This is a genomic window from Streptomyces coerulescens (genome assembly GCF_042657965.1).
GTDB classification, from domain to species: domain Bacteria; phylum Actinomycetota; class Actinomycetes; order Streptomycetales; family Streptomycetaceae; genus Streptomyces; species Streptomyces coerulescens.
This window is the reverse complement of record NZ_JBHSKM010000002.1, coordinates 355,819-372,139: the sequence shown is the minus strand read 5'-3', so window position 1 is coordinate 372,139 and position 16,321 is coordinate 355,819. Positions and strand designations below refer to the sequence as shown.

The window sequence follows — 16,321 nt, the reverse complement described above, 5'->3', positions numbered from 1 at the left end:
GGAAGATGACCGGCGAGCGGTTGCCGGAACCTACGGGATCGTAGGCTACGAACCCGTAGGTTACGAAGCCGTAGGTTAAGAGCGATGTAAAGACCGCTGATCAGCTGCCCTGTCACCGGAAGTTCAAGGGGGCGCGCGCAGCCCCAGGACCCGCAGGTCCCAGGGTCGAAAGGGCGACCCGCTCAACCGGTCAGACGTACAGCTCCCGCAGGCGGACCGAGAGGCAAGTCACACATCCTTCGAGCTTCTCGAACTCGCTGATGTCGACCGGCACGGTCTCGTGGCCGAGGTCGGCCAGCAGCTCCGCGGTCTTCGGCGCGCTCGCGGCGATGAGCAGCTTGTCCCCGCCGAGCAGCACCACATGCGCCCCGGACTCCTCCGGCACCGGCAGGAAACGCGGGAACAGGGAGGGGGCGTCCAGCTGCGGGATGCGGCCCAGAATCGTTCCGTCGGGCAGTGCCGTGATCGCCGACTTCAGATGCAGCACCTTGCTCACGGGCACGGCGACCACCCGAGCCCCCAGCGGCTCGAACACGGCCCGCAGCTGCTGCACGCCGGCCGCGTTGGTGCGTCCGCCCCGGCCGACGTAGATCGTGTCGCCGACCTTCAGGACGTCGCCGCCGTCCAGCGTGCCCGGCTCCCAGATCCAGTTCACGGAGCAGCCGAGCGAGGCGACGGCCTCCTCGACGCCCTCGGTCTCGCCGCGCCGGGACTCGGCGCCGGGCCGGGCGATCAGCGCGACATTGCGGTACATGACAACGGTGTCCTCGACGAACACCGAGTCGGGGCAGTCGTCGGCCGGGTCCACCTCGATCGTCTCCCAGCCGTGCGTGCGCAGGGCCTCCGTGTACGCCTCCCACTGTTCGACCGCGAGGTCGACGTCGACCTTCTCCCGCTCGATGTGCGTGAGCAGCCCTTCGGCGAGGCGCGGGCTGGGGCGGCGGACGAGGGCCTTCTTGCTGGGCACGACGGGATCTCCGGATCGGTGGCAGGGGTTCGGCGCCCATGACGCACGGGGCACCGAACCGCCATGATGCAGGGCCTACCCGCCCGTACAAAACCCTCGGGGTCAGGCTGTAGCCCTCCTGAGATGCGCCGACGTGAAGGAGTCGCGGACTTCGAGGAGCTCTCGTGGCGTTCCCTCGAAGATCACCCGGCCGCCGTCACGGCCGCCGTCCGGACCCAGGTCGATGATCCGGTCGGCGTGCGCCACGACGTCCAGGTTGTGCTCGACGACCACCACCGTGTTGCCGGCGTCGACCAGCCGGTCCAGCAGACCGAGCAGTCCCTCGACGTCCGACATGTGCAGCCCGGTCGTCGGCTCGTCGAGGACGTACACCGCCCCGGTGCGGTGCAGCCGCGTCGCCAGCTTGATGCGCTGGCGCTCGCCGCCGGAGAGTGTGGACAGCGGCTGCCCGAGCGTGAGGTAGGTCAGCCCCACGTCCCGCAGCGCGCGCAGCCGGCGTCGGACGCCCTCGTCCTGGAATGCCTCCAGCGCCTGATCGGCCGTCATCGCCAGGACATCGGCGATGGAGTTGCCGTCCACGGTCAGCCGCAGCACCTCGTCCTTGAAACGCCGCCCCTCGCAGTCGTGGCAGGTCGTCGTCACCGGATCCATGAAGGCGAGGTCGGTGTAGATGATCCCGCGGCCCTCGCAGGTGCCGCAGGCGCCGGCGGAGTTGAAGCTGAACAGTCCCGCCTCGGCGCCCGTCCCGCGCGCGAAGATCTTCCGCACCGTGTCCATGATCCCCAGGTACGTCGCCGGGGTCGACCGCCCGGAGATCCCGATCGACGACTGGTCCACGACCACCGCGTCGGCGTGGGCGGCGGTGAACTCCCTGACCAGCGTGCTCTTTCCGGACCCGGCGACCCCGGTCACCACCGTGAGCACGCCGGTCGGGAACTCGACCGTCACATCGCGCAGGTTGTGCCGGTCGGCGCCTTTCACCCACAGCCCGCCCCGCGCCGGCCGCACCTTCTCCTTGAGCGTCGTACGGCGCCGCAGGCATCGCCCGGTCACCGTGCCGGATCCGGCGAGTCCGGCCGGCGTGCCCTCGAACACGACCCGTCCGCCGTCCGCGCCGGCCGCCGGCCCCATGTCGACGACGTGATCGGCGAGCGCGATGACGTCCGGGTCGTGCTCGACCACCAGCACGGTGTTGCCCTTTTCGCGCAGCCGCAGCAGCAGGTCGCCGAGCCGGCCGACGTCGCGGGGGTGCAGTCCGACGCTGGGCTCGTCGAAGATGTACGTCATGCCGGTGAGGCTGGAGCCCAGGTGCCGCACGGTCTTCAGACGCTGTCCCTCGCCGCCGGACAGGGTGGCCGTCTCACGGTCGAGGCTGAGATAGCCGAGGCCGATGGCGTCGATGCGTTCGAGGGCGGTGACGGCGGCGCGGGCGATGGGTCCGGCGACCGGGTCGTCGATGTGCGCGAGCGCGGTGATCAGGTCGGTGATCTGCATACGCGTGCAGTCGGCGATGCCGAGGCCGTTGATCCGGGTCGCCAGTGCCGCCGCGTTCAGCCGTGCCCCGTCGCAGGCCGGGCAGGCGCCCTCCACGAGGTACTCGCGCACCAGGTCACGGGTCTTCTGGCTCATCGCCGACAGGTCCCGCTTCAGATACAGCCGCTCGAAGCGGGTGGCGAGGCCCTCGTAGTCGGTGGTCCAGGTGCCGCCGCTGCCGTTGACGGTGACCTTGCTGCCGGGCCGGCCGCGCAGCAGGAACTCCCGCTCGGCCGCGGTGAAGTCGCCGACGGGCTTGTGCGGGTCCAGGTCGGTGCTGTTGGTGTACGCCTGCCCCTGCCAGGTGCCCGCGGCGAACGGGGGGAAGCGGACCGCGCCGTCGGCGAGCGAGCGGCCCGGGTCGAGGATGCGGTCCCAGTCGGGCCGTACCGTCCGGCCGAGACCGTCGCACTCGGGGCACATGCCGGAGGGGTCGTTGAACGAGTACGCGGTCGCCGGTCCGGCGCTCGGGGTGCCGTGCCGGGAGAACAGCACCCGCATCACCGAGTAGATGTCGGTCATCGTGCCGACCGTGGACCGGGAGTGGCCCCCGATCGGGCGCTGGTCGACGACGATCGCGGGGGAGAGGTCCTCCAGTGCCTCCGCGTGCGGGCGCTCGTACTTGGGCAGCCGGTTGCGGACGAACCAGGTGAAGGTCTCGTTCAGCTGGCGCTGCGACTCCACCGCGATCGTGTCGAAGACGACGGACGACTTCCCCGATCCCGAAACGCCGGTGAACACGGTCAGCCGGCCTTTCGGGATGCGGAGGGTGACGTCCTTGAGGTTGTTCTCGCTCGCTCCGGTGATGGTGATGAACCGGGGCGTGGACAGGGGCATGAGATCGCTCGCGAGATCGGGCATGCCCCCGAAGCTAGGCGGGATACCCGACAGCTTCTGGCGTGATTTCTTTCAGTTCTCCGTCCTCCACCATCAGCCAGCGCGTGATGCCGATCGACTCCAGGAACGGCAGGTCGTGGCTGGCCACGATCAGCGCCCCCTCGTAGGACTCCAGGGCCGTGGTGAGCTGCCGCACGCTCGCCATGTCCAGGTTGTTCGTCGGCTCGTCCAGCATCAGCAGCTGCGGCGCGGGCTCGGCCAGCATCAGCGCGGCCAGGGCCGCACGGAAGCGCTCGCCGCCCGAGAGCGTCGACGCCCGCTGGTCGGCGCGGGCACCCCGGAACAGGAAGCGGGCAAGCCGCGCCCGGATCCGGTTGTTCGTGGCGCCCGGCGCGAACCGGGCCACGTTCTCGGCGACCGTCAGCTCACCGTCAAGGACGTCCAGCCGCTGAGGCAGGAAACGGAGTGGAACATGCGCCGTCGCCTCGCCCGCCACCGGCGCCAGCTCACCGGCGATCGTCCGCAGCAGCGTCGTCTTGCCCGAGCCGTTGCGCCCGATCAGCGCGATCCGCTCCGGACCGTGCAGATCGAACCCACCGGCCACGCGCGCCCCGTACACGAGCTCCAGGTCGCGCAGCGTGAGCACGCCACGGCCCGGCGGTACCGCCGTGTACGGCAGGTCGACGCGGATCTCGTCGTCGTCCCGTACGGCGTCCACCGCGTCGTCGAGCCGTTCCTTGGCCTCGGCGAGCTTCTCCTCGTGCATGATCCGGTGCTTGCCGGCGGACTCCTGCGCCGCCCGCTTGCGCGCACCCATGACGATCTTCGGCTCGCGCTTCTGATCCCACATCTTCTGGCCGTACCGCTTGCGGCGGGCCAACTTGACCTGGGCATCGACCAGTTCGCGCTTCTGCTTCTTCAGGTCGGCCTCGGCGACCCGCACCATGCGCTCGGCTGCCTCCTGTTCGGTGGCGAGTGCCTCCTCGTACGCCGAGTAGTTGCCGCCGTACCAGGTGATCTCCCCGGAGCGCAGATCGGCGATCTGGTCGACCAGGTCCAGGAGTTCACGGTCGTGACTGACCACCACCATCACCCCCGGCCAGGACTCGACGGCCGCGTACAGCCGCCTGCGGGCGTACAGGTCGAGGTTGTTGGTGGGCTCGTCGAGCAGCAGGACGTCCGGGCGGCGCAGCAGCAGCGCGGCCAGCCGCAGCAGCACCGACTCGCCGCCCGACACCTCACCGATCGTGCGGTCCAACTCGACGTGACCGAGCCCGAGTTCGCCCAGCGTGGCGATCGCGCGCTCCTCCACGTCCCAGTCGTCGCCGATGGTCTCGAAGTGCTCCTCGGCCACGTCGCCCGCCTCGATGGCGTGCAGCGCGGCCCGCTTGGCGGCGATACCGAGGGCCTCGTCGACCCTCAACGCGGTGTCGAGCGTGACGTTCTGCGGGAGACAGCCGACCTCGCCCGCGACGCGCACGACTCCGTCGGCCGGGGTGAGCTCACCGGCGACGAGCTTCAACAGGGTCGATTTTCCCGATCCGTTGACGCCGACGAGCCCGGTCCGGCCGGGACCGAACGCGACGTCCAGGCCGTCGAAGACGGCGGTGCCGTCGGGCCAGGCGAAGGAGAGGGAGGTACAGCTGATGGAAGTAGGCATAAGGGCGCCTCCGCGGTTGCTCGCAGTGATCAAGGGGGCAAACGCGTATCGAGACACCGGCGACCAGCAGGCGGTGAGAAGCCCTGGGCATGAGAAAAGCCCTGTTCCGTGGAGACGGCTGGACGGCTCGAACGCCGAGGTCGCACGCGGCGTACACACACTTCAGGTGTGACGCGGTGTCTCAGACCTCAGACGAGCAACGTCCTTCTCCAATCGACGGCAACAGGACCTTTTACACCGTAGGAGGGAGCTCCGACGGTGTCAACGTGATTAATCGGGGAGGTGGCTCAGCACGCGTCCCGCATCAGTTCCGCCAGGTCGCGGTCCAGGTCGAGCTGGAGGTGCTCCAGGCCGAGCGGCACCAGGTCGCTCGTCGACTTGAGGAAGCGGCGCACCTCACCGCTGCGGATGTGCACGACCGCGGTGCCCTCGGGGGCGTGGAACTCCAGGACGGTCCGGTCGAAGCCGTACGGCCGCACCCGGACGTCGCCGTGGCCCTCGGGGCCTTCCAGGCCGGCCACCAGCAGCTCCCGGCTGAAGGTCCAGCAGACCTCGACACCCTCCAGGGTGGCCGGGGCGGGGAAGGTCATACGGACGGCGAACGGGTCGCGCCGGTCGTAGTGCAAAGTGGCTGGAATGCTCGGCATCCGCGGCGCGGCGGCGACGAGACGGGCCTCAACGGGCTGCTCGATTACGGTGGACAACGCCTTGCTCCCTTGTGACGGCTGGACGAACATCCGGGTGGACGAGACCGGGCATAGATAGAGACGACGGAATCGGCGAATCCGTGCACCCCGATGCCGAGTGACCTCTGTCACCGCCTTCATGCACGGGAGTGGGTCCTTCGTCCTCGCGTGACCGGAAGGTCGGCTGTGGCCGGTGTGGCCATCTGGACGGCGACGGGGCGGTCGACTAGCTTCGCCCGCCATGAGGCGTTCGGGGAGCACGCGACCGGTGGGGCGTACGTTTCGGACAGTGGCCGCGGGGGTGGCGTGCGGGGCGGCCCTCGCCGCGCTGACCGCCGGACCGGCGCAGGCGCACGAGCCGCGGCGGCACGCGCCGCACTGGGAGCTCAAGGACAGCGGAACGCCCGAGGTGCGCTACCGCGGCCTGTCCGCGGTGAGCCGGCACACGGCGTGGCTGGCCGGGACCGCGGGCACCGTGCTGCGCACCACCGACGGCGGCGCGAGCTGGCGGAACGTCTCGCCGCCCGGCGCGGCCGACCTCCAGTTCCGGGACATCGAGGCGTTCGACGCGCGGCGGGCCGTGGCGCTGGCCATCGGGGAGGGCGAGGCGTCCCGGGTGTACCGCACGGACGACGGCGGCGCGACCTGGACCGAGTCCTTCCGCAACACCGACCCGCGGGCCTTCTACGACTGCCTCACCTTCTTCGACCGCCGTCACGGCCTGGCGATGAGCGACCCGGTCGACGGCCGGTTCCGGCTTCTGTCGACCGGCGACGGCGGCCGTACCTGGAAGGTGCTCCCGAACGACGGGATGCCCGCCGCGCAGGAGGGGGAGGCCGGGTTCGCGGCGAGCGGGCAGTGTCTGGTCTCCTCCGGGCCGAAGGACGTCTGGCTCGCCACCGGCGGGGCGGCACGCGCGCGTGTGCTGCACTCCGCCGACCGGGGGCTGACGTGGACGGCCGCCGACACGCCGATCCCGGCGGGTGACCCGGCCCGCGGTGTCTTCGGGCTCGCCTTCCGCGACCGCACGCACGGCCTCGCGGTCGGCGGCGACTACCGCCCCGACCAGGCATCCGTGCAGGCCGCGGCCCGTACCGGCGACGGGGGCGCCGACTGGCGGCCCGCCGTGACGCCGGTGCCCGCCTACCGCTCCGGCGTGGCCTGGCTGCCGCACAGCCGACGCGCCGCCCTCGCGGTCGGTCCCACCGGCACTGACCTGACGACCGACGGCGGCCGGACCTGGCGGACCGTGGACGGCGGCTCGTACGACACCGTGGACTGCACACCCGACCTGGGCTGCTGGGCCGCGGGGGAGAAGGGGCGGGTCGCGCGGCTGGAGAGCTGATCCGGAATGTGGGTACTCGGACGCCGACGGCGAAAGGAGTGACCCCCATGCCGGCCGGTTCGAACTCGAAGCGGGAACGCCAGTACGAGCACATCAAGAAGAGCGCCCAGGACCGTGGCGAGAGCACCTCGCGCGCCGAGGAGATCGCCGCGCGGACGGTGAACAAGGAACGCGCCCGGTCCGGCGAGTCGAGGACCGCGAGCCGTACGTCCACCGAGGACATGTCCTCCGGCAGGCGCGGCGGGCAGCGGTCCGGGAAGGGCTCGCAGGGTCCCACCTACGACCAGCTGTACGAGGAGGCCAAGCAACGCAATATCCACGGGCGTTCGGACATGAACAAGGGCCAGCTCAAGCGGGCACTGGGGAAGTGACGGCTCCGTCCCTCAGTCGAGGGTCTCGCGGTACTGCTCCAGCGCCGGCGCGGTCTTCGTGGCGACGAACTCGGTGATGCGGTAGACGCACACCCCGGCGCCGACGAACGGGTCGGTCGCGGCGAGCTCCTCGATCCGCGCGCGGTCGGGTGCGACGGCGAGGATCACCCCACCGTCGCGGGGGTTCTTGCGCCCGGACGCGAGGAAGATCCCCTTCTCGTAGTGCTCGTCGAGCCACGCCCTGTGCGCCTCCAGTACGGCGTCGACGGCCTCGATCGGTGCGGTGTATTCCAGCTCCATCACGAACATGATCGCGAGCCTACAACCGGGCCCGTACGCTCGTGCCCACCATGACGACCGTACGTATTCCGGCGGGCTGGCCCGCGACCGAGGAGGAGGCCCGCGCCGTCCAGGACGAGCTGCGGGCGCGGGTGGTGCTCGACGAGCCGGGGCCGGCGCCCGGTTCCGGACACGTGACCGGCGTGGACGTGGCCTACGACGACGAGCACGACGTGGTCGCGGCGGCGGCGGTCGTCCTCGACGCGGCGACCCTCGACGTCGTCGCCGAGGCCACGGCCGTGGGCCGGATCTCGTTCCCCTACGTCCCCGGCCTGCTCGCCTTCCGCGAGATCCCCACGGTGCTGGCCGCCCTCGACGCCCTGCCCTGCCCGCCCGGCCTGGTCGTCTGCGACGGCTACGGTCGAGCCCACCCCCGCCGCTTCGGCCTCGCCAGCCACCTCGGCGTCCTCACCGACCTGCCCACGATCGGCGTCGCCAAGAACCCGTTCACCTTCACCTACGACGCCCCGGCCACGCCCCGCGGCTCCTGGACGCCCCTCCTGGCGGCCGACGAGGAACTCGGCCGAGCCCTACGCACCCGTGACAAGGTCAAACCGGTCTTCGTCTCGGTGGGCCACCGGGTGACCCTGGAGAACGCCTGCGCCCACACACTGGCGTTGACCCCCGAGTACCGCCTGCCGGAGACGACCCGCAGAGCGGACTCGCTGTGCCGCGAGGCACTGAAGGAGGCGGCCCTCTGACGGGGCGGCACCGCACGATCTGAGTACCGGGACTGAGTACCCGTACGGATGCCGGCGCCCGTCCCGATCGGCAGGCTGAACCCCATGACGACGCACCGCTCCCCGAAGCCCCTCGCCGACCCCGACCGTCCCGTTGAGCGTGCCGTGACGGCTGCTCTGGTGTTGGCCACGTTGGCCGGGCTGGGGTGGATCGTCGGGATGATCTACACCATCGCGGGGTGGCCGCTGTAGGGCTCGGGGGTCAGCGGGTGGCGGCCACTCTGAAGGTGATGCCTGCCGTGCGCAGGCGTTCGATCAGGGTGTTGCCCATCGCGACCGCCGTGGTGACCTGGCCGGCTGTCGGCGGCAGGTCGTCGAAGGCGAGGCAGAGGGCCGACTCGGCGAACATCTTCGCCGTCTCGCCGTAGCCGGGGTCGCCTCCGGAGACCTCGGTGAAGACGCGCAGGCCGCCGCCCTCGCCGACGAAGCGGACCGAGAACCAGCTCTTGGCGCGCTTCTCCGGATCCGGTCCCTCGCCGGGCTTGAGCCGGTCGGACAACCAGCGCCGGGCCGGCGGCAGCTGGGCGGCAGAAAAGAGCGCGCCCATCGCCGCGATCCCGCCGACCGCGACCGGAAGGTGCCGTACGGCGGCGTAGTGGCGGTAGCGGAAGTCGGGGCCGTAGCGGTCGAGGCCGCGCGCGGAGCGCTGCACGATCTGCGGGTCGATCGTCGGCAGCGGCAGCGCCCAGGCCCCGACCTCCCCCACGAACCGGGGCACCCCCGTCGGCGCCAGCGCCCGGCGCCCCATCAGCCGCGGCTCGTGCCGGGCCCGGTCACGAGCCGCGGCGATCATCTGGCGCCCGCGAGCGAACTGGTTGAGCGCCGAGGCGAACGTACCGCCCGAGAAGGTGGCGTCGACCGTCACGAACCCGTCCACCGCGAGCGGCACGTCCTGCGGCAGTTGCTGCACGGTGAAGTACGCGCCCAGGTCGTGCGGGATCGAGTCGAAGCCACAGGCGTGCACCAGCCGCGCCCCCGTCTCACGCGCGCGTGCGTCGTGCCGGACGTACGTCAGGTCCACGAACTCCGGCTCACCGCAGAGGTCGAGATAGTCGGCGCCGGTGTCCGCGCAGGCGGCGACGAGATCCTCGCCGTACTTCACGTAGGGGCCCACCGTCGAGGCCACCACGCGTGCGTGCTCGGCGAGCCGGCGCATCGAGGCCGGATCGGCGACGTCCGCCTCCAGCACCCCGACCCCCTCACCGCCCGGCAGCGAGTCGCGCAGCCGCTCCAGCTTCTCGGCGCTGCGCCCGGCGATCGCCCAGCGCAGGCCCTCGGGCGCGTTCTCCGCGAGGTACTCCGCGGTGAGTACCCCGACGAAGCCCGTCGCTCCGAAGAGCACGATGTCGTACGGACGATCCGTCCTGCTCAGCCTGCTCATGACACCCCTCGGTCCCGCACCACGCGCCGTTGTCGGTGGCCGAGGCTAGCGTGAGGTGTGCGGAGCCCGACGACGAGCCCGGAGGTATGCGGTGGCCGTGTCCAGGTCTGCCCTGAAGAAGTGGGAAAAAGTGCGTGAGTTCGCGCTCGGCATGCCCGGCGCCGTCGAGGAGTTCCCCTGGGGCGAGACGGTCGCGAAGGTCAACAAGAAGGTGTTCGTGTTCCTCGGCGTCTCCGACGGCGGCTATCCGATGGGCGTCACCGTGAAGCTCAAGGACGAGGCGGCCCACGCCCACGCCCTGACCTGCCCGGGCGCGGAGCCCGCCGGCTACGGCCTGGGCAAGGCCGGCTGGGTCAGCATCCCGCTGGAGCAGAAGGGCGCCCCGGCCGCGGAACTGCTGTGCGACTGGGTGGAGGAGAGCTACCGCACCATCGCGCCGAAGCGGCTGATAGCGGAGCTCGACGCGCGCTGATTGCGCGGGGTGGCTTCGCGGCCAGGCTTCCGGCGGGTAACTTCCTAAGCGCTTGCTCTTGTGTCCGCCGGGACACTTTCTTAGCATCGCTGGTGTTACAGCAGTAGTGTCAAACCCCTGGGGGCAGGATGGCGACGACGCCAGGACAGGGCCCGCTCACCGGCGTGCGCGTGGTCGAGCTGGCCGGCATCGGGCCGGGCCCGTTCGCCGCGATGCTCCTCGCCGACCTCGGCGCCGACGTCGTCCGCGTCGACCGGCCCGGCGGCACCGGGCTGGCCATCGACACCGAGTGCGACATCACCAACCGCAACAAGCGCTCGGTGATCGTCGACCTGAAGTCCCCCGACGGCCCCGCGCGCGTCCTGGACCTCGCCGCCCGCGCCGACATCCTCATCGAGGGCTACCGCCCCGGGGTCGCCGAGCGCCTCGGCGTCGGCCCCGAGGACTGCCACGCCCGCAACCCCGCCCTGGTCTACGGCCGGATGACCGGCTGGGGCCAGGACGGGCCCCTCGCCCAGCGCGCCGGCCACGACATCGCGTACATCGCCGTCACCGGCACCCTCGGCATGATCGGCAACCCCGACGAACCACCCGCCGTCCCCGCCAACCTCGTCGGCGACTACGCGGGCGGCTCCCTCTACCTCGTCGTCGGCGTCCTCGCCGCGCTGCACCACGCCCGCGCCACCGGCGCCGGACAGGTCGTGGACGCCGCGATCGTCGACGGCACCTCCCACCTCTCCGCGATGATCCACGGCATGCTCGCGGCCGGCGGCTGGCAGGACCGGCGCGGCGCCAACCTCCTGGACGGCGGCTGCCCGTACTACGGCACCTACGAGACCGCCGACGGCCGGTACATGGCGGTCGGCGCCCTGGAACCCCAGTTCTACGACGAGTTCCTCCACCTCCTCGGCGTCGCGGACTTCGCCGAAGCCCGCAAGGACTGGTCCCGCTGGAGCGAGCTGCGCGACGCGGTCGCCGCCCGCTTCAAGTCCCGTACGAGGGACGAGTGGACGGCCGTCTTCGAAGGCTCCGACGCCTGCGTCGCCCCCGTCCTGTCCCTGCGCGAGGCCCCGCACCATCCCCACCTCGCCGCCCGCGGCACCTTCACCGACCACGACGGCATCACCCAGCCCGCCCCGGCGCCCCGCTTCTCCGCGACCCCGACGGCCGTCCGGACGGGCCCGGCCCAGCCCGGCGCGGACACCGCGGACGTGGCGCGCGACTGGGACGTACCCGACCTTCTGAAGCACCAGGAACCCACGAAGGGCCTCGAATGAAGCGGCAGATCTTCGCCCCCGAGCACGACGCGTTCCGCGCGACCGTGCGCAGCTTCCTGGACCGGGAGGTGCTGCCGCACTACGAGCAGTGGGAGAAGGACGGCATCGTCTCCCGCGACGCCTGGCGCGCGGCCGGCAAGCAGGGCCTGCTCGGCTTCGCCGTCCCCGAGGAGTACGGAGGCGGCGGCACCGACGACTTCCGCTACAGCGCGGTCCTCGCCGAGGAGTTCACCCGCGCGGGCGCCCCGGGCCTCGCCCTCGGCCTGCACAACGACATCATCGGCCCGTACCTGACCTCCCTGGCCACCGAGGAACAGAAACGGCGCTGGCTGCCCGGCTTCTGCGACGGCTCGATCATCACCGCCATCGCCATGACCGAACCCGGCGCCGGCTCCGACCTCCAGGGCATCCGCACCCACGCCGAGGACCGCGGCGACCACTGGGTGCTCAGCGGCTCCAAGACGTTCATCTCCAACGGCATCCTCGCCGACCTGGTGATCGTCGTCGCGAAGACGACACCCGAGGGCGGTGCGCACGGACTTTCGCTGCTCGTCGTCGAACGGGGCATGGAAGGCTTCGAACGCGGCCGCAACCTCGACAAGATCGGCCAGAAGTCGCAGGACACGGCAGAGTTGTTCTTCAACGACGTCCGGGTGCCGAAGGAGAACCTCCTGGGCGACCTCAACGGCGCCTTCGTACACCTGATGACGAACCTCGCGCAGGAGCGCCTGAGCATCGCCGTCGCCGCGATCGCCGCCGCCGAGCACCTGCTGGAGATCACCACCGACTACGTCAAGGAACGCGAGGCGTTCGGCCGGCCGCTGGCGACCAAGCAGCACATCCGCTTCGAGGTGGCCGAGATGGCCACCGAGTGCGCCGTCACCCGCACCTTCCTCGACCGCTGCATCGAGGACCACGCGAACGGCGAGCTCGACGCCGTCCACGCCTCCATGGCCAAGTGGTGGGCGACCGAGCTCCAGAAGCGCGTCGCCGACCGCTGTCTGCAACTGCACGGCGGCTACGGCTACATGAGCGAGTACCCCGTCGCCCGGGCCTTCACCGACGGCCGCATCCAGACCATCTACGGCGGGACGACCGAGATCATGAAGGAGATCATCGGTCGTTCCCTGCTCGGCTAACCCTCGTTGAAAGGCTTTCCAGTGAGCACCGAAGCGTATGTGTACGACGCGATCCGCACCCCGCGCGGCCGCGGCAAGGCGAACGGCTCCTTGCACGGCACCAAGCCCATCGACCTGGTCGTAGGACTCATCCACGAGATCCGCGACCGCTTCCCCGGCCTGGACCCGGCGGACATCGACGACATCGTGCTCGGCGTCGTCGGCCCGGTCGGCGACCAGGGCTCCGACATCGCCCGTATCGCCGCCATCGCGGCCGGACTGCCGGACACGGTCGCGGGCGTCCAGGAGAACCGCTTCTGTGCCTCCGGTCTGGAGGCCGTCAACATGGCCGCCGCCAAGGTCCGTTCGGGCTTCGAGGACCTCGTCCTCGCGGGTGGCGTCGAGTCCATGTCCCGGGTGCCGATGGCCTCCGACGGCGGCGCCTGGTTCAACGACCCGATGACCAACCTCTCCGTCAACTTCGTGCCGCAGGGCATCGGCGCCGACCTCATCGCCACCATCGAGGGCTTCTCCCGCCGTGACGTCGACGAGTACGCGGCGCTCTCCCAGGAGCGGGCGGCCACTGCCTGGAAGGAGGGCCGCTTCGACCGTTCCGTCGTCCCGGTGAAGGACCGCAGCGGCCTGGTCGTCCTCGACCACGACGAGCACATGCGCCCCGGCACCACCGCCGACTCCCTCGCCAAGCTGAAGGCGTCCTTCGCGGACATCGGTGACCTCGGCGGCTTCGACGCCGTCGCGCTGCAGAAGTACCACTGGGTCGAGAAGATCGACCACGTCCACCACGCGGGCAACTCCTCCGGCATCGTCGACGGCGCCTCGCTGGTCGCCATCGGCAACAAGGAGGTCGGCGAGCGAGGCGGCCTCACGCCGCGCGCGCGGATCGTCTCCGCCGCCGTCTCCGGCTCCGAGCCCACCATCATGCTCACCGGCCCCGCGCCCGCCACCCGCAAGGCCCTGAAGAAGGCGGGCCTGACCATCGACGACATCGACCTCGTCGAGATCAACGAGGCGTTCGCGGCGGTCGTTCTGCGCTTCGTCAAGGACATGGGACTTTCCCTGGACAAGGTCAACGTCAACGGCGGCGCCATCGCCCTCGGCCACCCGCTCGGCGCGACCGGCGCCATGATCCTCGGCTCGCTCGTCGACGAACTGGAGCGCCAGGACAAGCGGTACGGCCTGGCCACGCTCTGCGTCGGCGGCGGCATGGGCATCGCCACCATCGTCGAGCGCATCTGACCCCCTCCCGACGGATACGACGGATCACACGGAGCACTTCCTCATGAGCACTGAATCCACCACCATCCGCTGGGAGCAGGACCGCGAGGGTGTCGTCACCCTCGTCCTGGACGACCCCAACCAGTCCGCGAACACGATGAACCAGGCGTTCCGCGACTCCCTCGCCGTCATCGTGGACCGCCTGGAGGCGGAGAAGGACACCATCCGCGGTGTCATCATCACCTCCGCCAAGAAGACCTTCTTCGCCGGCGGCGACCTGCGCGACCTCATCAGGGTCACCCCCGAGACCGCACAGGACCTCTTCGAGGGCGGCATGGCGATCAAGCGCCAGCTGCGCCGAATCGAGACCCTGGGCAAGCCGGTCGTCGCCGCGCTGAACGGCGCGGCCCTGGGCGGCGGCTACGAGATCGCCCTCGCCTGCCACCACCGCATCGCCCTCGACGCGCCCGGCTCCAAGATCGGCTGCCCCGAGGTCACCCTCGGCCTGCTGCCCGGCGGAGGGGGCGTGGTCCGCACCGTCCGGCTGCTCGGCATCGCCGACGCCCTGCTGAAGGTCCTCCTCCAGGGCACCCAGTACAACCCGCAGCGCGCCCTGCAGAACGGCCTGATCGACGACGTGGCCACCACGCAGGACGAACTGCTCGCCAAGGCCCGCGCGTTCATCGAGGCCCACCCCGAGTCGCAGCAGCCCTGGGACAAGCCGGGCTACCGCATCCCCGGCGGCACGCCCGCCAACCCCAAGTTCGCGGCGAACCTCCCCGCCTTCCCGGCCAATCTGCGCAAGCAGACGGGCGGCGCGCCCTACCCCGCCCCGCGCAACATCCTCGCGGCGGCCGTCGAGGGCTCCCAGGTCGACTTCGAGACCGCGCAGGTCATCGAGGCGCGCTACTTCGTGGAACTGGCGGCGGGCCAGACCTCCAAGAACATGATCCAGGCGTTCTTCTTCGACCTCCAGGCCGTCAACTCCGGCGCCAACCGGCCCAAGGGCATCGAGCCCCGCAAGGTCCGCAAGGTCGCCGTCCTGGGCGCCGGGATGATGGGCGCCGGCATCGCCTACTCCTGCGCCCGCGCGGGCATCGACGTCGTCCTGAAGGACGTGTCGCCGGAAGCCGCGGTCAAGGGCAAGGGGTACTCGGAGAAGCTGTGCGCCAAGGCGGTCTCACGGGGCCGTACGACGCAGGAGAAGGCCGACGCGCTGCTCGCCCGCATCACGCCCACCGGCGACCCGCAGGACGTGGCCGGCTGCGACGCGGTCATCGAGGCCGTCTTCGAGAACCCGGAGCTCAAGCACAAGGTCTTCCAGGAGATCCAGGGGATCGTCGAGCCGGACGCGCTGCTGTGCTCCAACACCTCGACGCTGCCGATCACCGTCCTCGCCGAAGGCGTCGAGCGCCAGGCGGACTTCATCGGACTCCACTTCTTCTCACCCGTCGACAAGATGCCGCTCGTCGAGATCATCAAGGGCGAGCGGACCGGCGACGAGGCGCTGGCCCGCGCGTTCGACCTGGTCCGGCAGATCAACAAGACGCCGATCGTCGTCAACGACTCCCGCGGCTTCTTCACCTCCCGGGTCATCGGCCACTTCATCAACGAGGGCGTGGCGATGGTCGGCGAGGGCATCGAGCCCGCGTCCGTCGAGCAGGCGGCGGCCCAGGTCGGCTACCCCGCCAAGGTCCTGTCCCTGATGGACGAACTGACGCTCACGCTGCCCCGCAAGATCCGCAACGAGTCCAAGCGGGCCGTGGAGGAGTCGGGCGGCACCTGGACCGCGCACCCCGCCGAGGCCGTCATCGACCGCATGGTCGACGAGTTCGAGCGCCCCGGGCGCAGCGGCGGAGCCGGCTTCTACGACTACGACGAGAACGGCAAGCGGGCCGCCCTGTGGCCGGGCCTGCGCGAGCACTTCACCCGCGACGGCGCTCGGATCCCCTTCCGGGACATGCAGGAACGCATGCTCTTCTCCGAGGCCCTGGACACGGTCCGGCTGCTGGAGGAGGGAGTGCTCACCTCCGTCGCCGACGCCAACATCGGCTCCATCTTCGGCATCGGCTTCCCCGGCTGGACGGGCGGTGTCCTGCAGTACATCAACGGCTACGAGGGTGGAGTCGCCGGCTTCACGGCACGCGCGCGTGAGCTGGCCCAGACGTACGGAGAGCGGTTCACGCCGCCCGCCCTGCTGGTGGAGAAGGCCGAGAAGGGGGAGACCTTCGGCGACTGACACCGCGATCGCCGCATACCGCTGAGCGATACGCCGACCTTGCTCCCGGGGAACGGGGCACCCAAGCCGGCGGACGAACCGTCCTCCCGCACCGGTCCCCTTCCCCGAGGAGCCCCCATG

15 protein-coding genes are annotated in these 16,321 nt (G+C 70.8%); 9 read left to right on the top strand and 6 right to left on the bottom strand.

What is annotated here, in order from left to right:
• Positions 1 to 190: 190 nt before the first annotated feature.
• The 4 genes from ddaH to ssgD all read right to left on the bottom strand — a co-directional run bounded on the left by ddaH (position 191) and on the right by ssgD (position 5,701).
• The gene (gene ddaH / locus ACFPQ9_RS03220) at positions 191 to 967 is read right to left on the bottom strand and encodes a dimethylargininase (RefSeq protein WP_380846122.1); all 777 of its coding nucleotides are present in this window, start codon (positions 965 to 967) and stop codon (positions 191 to 193) included.
• A 102-nt stretch (positions 968 to 1,069) separates the two neighbouring features.
• A complete protein-coding gene (locus ACFPQ9_RS03215) occupies positions 1,070 to 3,361 on the bottom strand; it encodes an ATP-binding cassette domain-containing protein (protein WP_380846119.1) in 2,292 nt (763 codons plus the stop codon).
• A gap of 10 nt (positions 3,362 to 3,371) precedes the next feature.
• On the bottom strand, positions 3,372 to 4,997 hold the full coding sequence (locus ACFPQ9_RS03210) for an ABC-F family ATP-binding cassette domain-containing protein (protein ID WP_380846116.1): 1,626 nt from the start codon (positions 4,995 to 4,997) through the stop codon (positions 3,372 to 3,374).
• 287 nt (positions 4,998 to 5,284) lie between these two features.
• Positions 5,285 to 5,701: a spore wall synthesis regulator SsgD gene (ssgD, locus tag ACFPQ9_RS03205; RefSeq protein ID WP_380846113.1), complete on the bottom strand. Its 417-nt coding sequence runs from the start codon at positions 5,699 to 5,701 to the stop codon at positions 5,285 to 5,287.
• Between the two features lie 223 nt (positions 5,702 to 5,924).
• Here ssgD and ACFPQ9_RS03200 point away from each other — a divergent pair, with 223 nt between their 5' ends.
• Positions 5,925 to 7,028 carry a WD40/YVTN/BNR-like repeat-containing protein gene (locus ACFPQ9_RS03200; RefSeq protein WP_380846110.1) on the top strand — a complete coding sequence of 368 codons (1,104 nt, stop codon included), beginning with the start codon at positions 5,925 to 5,927 and terminating at the stop codon, positions 7,026 to 7,028.
• A 47-nt stretch (positions 7,029 to 7,075) separates the two neighbouring features.
• Positions 7,076 to 7,399, top strand: a complete 324-nt coding sequence (locus ACFPQ9_RS03195; RefSeq protein ID WP_380846107.1) for a plasmid stabilization protein — start codon at positions 7,076 to 7,078, stop codon at positions 7,397 to 7,399.
• Between the two features lie 12 nt (positions 7,400 to 7,411).
• On the opposite strand, the gene ACFPQ9_RS03190 is transcribed toward ACFPQ9_RS03195, so the two are convergent.
• Positions 7,412 to 7,708: a YciI family protein gene (locus ACFPQ9_RS03190; protein ID WP_380846104.1), complete on the bottom strand. Its 297-nt coding sequence runs from the start codon at positions 7,706 to 7,708 to the stop codon at positions 7,412 to 7,414.
• Positions 7,709 to 7,749: 41 nt separating this feature from the next.
• Here ACFPQ9_RS03190 and ACFPQ9_RS03185 point away from each other — a divergent pair, with 41 nt between their 5' ends.
• Both ACFPQ9_RS03185 and mmpA read left to right on the top strand, forming a co-directional pair.
• The gene (locus ACFPQ9_RS03185) at positions 7,750 to 8,439 is read left to right on the top strand and encodes an endonuclease V (protein WP_380846101.1); all 690 of its coding nucleotides are present in this window, start codon (positions 7,750 to 7,752) and stop codon (positions 8,437 to 8,439) included.
• A gap of 84 nt (positions 8,440 to 8,523) precedes the next feature.
• Entirely contained in the window at positions 8,524 to 8,670 is a 147-nt protein-coding gene (gene mmpA, locus ACFPQ9_RS03180; protein ID WP_164905106.1) for a morphogenic membrane protein MmpA, read from the top strand.
• Positions 8,671 to 8,680: 10 nt separating this feature from the next.
• On the opposite strand, the gene ACFPQ9_RS03175 is transcribed toward mmpA, so the two are convergent.
• On the bottom strand, positions 8,681 to 9,859 hold the full coding sequence (locus ACFPQ9_RS03175; protein ID WP_380846098.1) for a saccharopine dehydrogenase family protein: 1,179 nt from the start codon (positions 9,857 to 9,859) through the stop codon (positions 8,681 to 8,683).
• A gap of 91 nt (positions 9,860 to 9,950) precedes the next feature.
• Between ACFPQ9_RS03175 and ACFPQ9_RS03170 the strand changes: the two genes are divergently transcribed.
• The 5 genes from ACFPQ9_RS03170 to ACFPQ9_RS03150 all read left to right on the top strand — a co-directional run bounded on the left by ACFPQ9_RS03170 (position 9,951) and on the right by ACFPQ9_RS03150 (position 16,201).
• A complete protein-coding gene (locus ACFPQ9_RS03170; protein ID WP_380846095.1) occupies positions 9,951 to 10,331 on the top strand; it encodes an MmcQ/YjbR family DNA-binding protein in 381 nt (126 codons plus the stop codon).
• A 128-nt stretch (positions 10,332 to 10,459) separates the two neighbouring features.
• The gene (locus tag ACFPQ9_RS03165) at positions 10,460 to 11,608 is read left to right on the top strand and encodes a CaiB/BaiF CoA transferase family protein (RefSeq protein ID WP_380846092.1); all 1,149 of its coding nucleotides are present in this window, start codon (positions 10,460 to 10,462) and stop codon (positions 11,606 to 11,608) included.
• Positions 11,605 to 12,747: an acyl-CoA dehydrogenase family protein gene (locus ACFPQ9_RS03160; protein WP_380846089.1), complete on the top strand. Its 1,143-nt coding sequence runs from the start codon at positions 11,605 to 11,607 to the stop codon at positions 12,745 to 12,747. Before ACFPQ9_RS03165 ends, ACFPQ9_RS03160 begins: the two co-directional genes overlap by 4 nt.
• A gap of 21 nt (positions 12,748 to 12,768) precedes the next feature.
• On the top strand, positions 12,769 to 13,983 hold the full coding sequence (locus ACFPQ9_RS03155) for an acetyl-CoA C-acetyltransferase (protein ID WP_380846086.1): 1,215 nt from the start codon (positions 12,769 to 12,771) through the stop codon (positions 13,981 to 13,983).
• A 43-nt stretch (positions 13,984 to 14,026) separates the two neighbouring features.
• Positions 14,027 to 16,201, top strand: a complete 2,175-nt coding sequence (locus tag ACFPQ9_RS03150) for a 3-hydroxyacyl-CoA dehydrogenase NAD-binding domain-containing protein (RefSeq protein ID WP_380846083.1) — start codon at positions 14,027 to 14,029, stop codon at positions 16,199 to 16,201.
• The last annotated feature ends 120 nt before the right edge of the window (positions 16,202 to 16,321 follow it).

Coding starts and splice junctions, on each gene's coding strand:
- ACFPQ9_RS03215 (WP_380846119.1), bottom strand. CDS start 3,361: ATGCCCGATCTCGCGAGCGATCTCATGCCCCTGTCCACGCCCCGGTTC.
- ACFPQ9_RS03210 (WP_380846116.1), bottom strand. CDS start 4,997: ATGCCTACTTCCATCAGCTGTACCTCCCTCTCCTTCGCCTGGCCCGAC.
- ACFPQ9_RS03200 (WP_380846110.1), top strand. CDS start 5,925: ATGAGGCGTTCGGGGAGCACGCGACCGGTGGGGCGTACGTTTCGGACA.
- ACFPQ9_RS03195 (WP_380846107.1), top strand. CDS start 7,076: ATGCCGGCCGGTTCGAACTCGAAGCGGGAACGCCAGTACGAGCACATC.
- ACFPQ9_RS03190 (WP_380846104.1), bottom strand. CDS start 7,708: ATGTTCGTGATGGAGCTGGAATACACCGCACCGATCGAGGCCGTCGAC.
- ACFPQ9_RS03185 (WP_380846101.1), top strand. CDS start 7,750: ATGACGACCGTACGTATTCCGGCGGGCTGGCCCGCGACCGAGGAGGAG.
- mmpA (WP_164905106.1), top strand. CDS start 8,524: ATGACGACGCACCGCTCCCCGAAGCCCCTCGCCGACCCCGACCGTCCC.
- ACFPQ9_RS03175 (WP_380846098.1), bottom strand. CDS start 9,859: ATGAGCAGGCTGAGCAGGACGGATCGTCCGTACGACATCGTGCTCTTC.
- ACFPQ9_RS03165 (WP_380846092.1), top strand. CDS start 10,460: ATGGCGACGACGCCAGGACAGGGCCCGCTCACCGGCGTGCGCGTGGTC.
- ACFPQ9_RS03160 (WP_380846089.1), top strand. CDS start 11,605: ATGAAGCGGCAGATCTTCGCCCCCGAGCACGACGCGTTCCGCGCGACC.
- ACFPQ9_RS03150 (WP_380846083.1), top strand. CDS start 14,027: ATGAGCACTGAATCCACCACCATCCGCTGGGAGCAGGACCGCGAGGGT.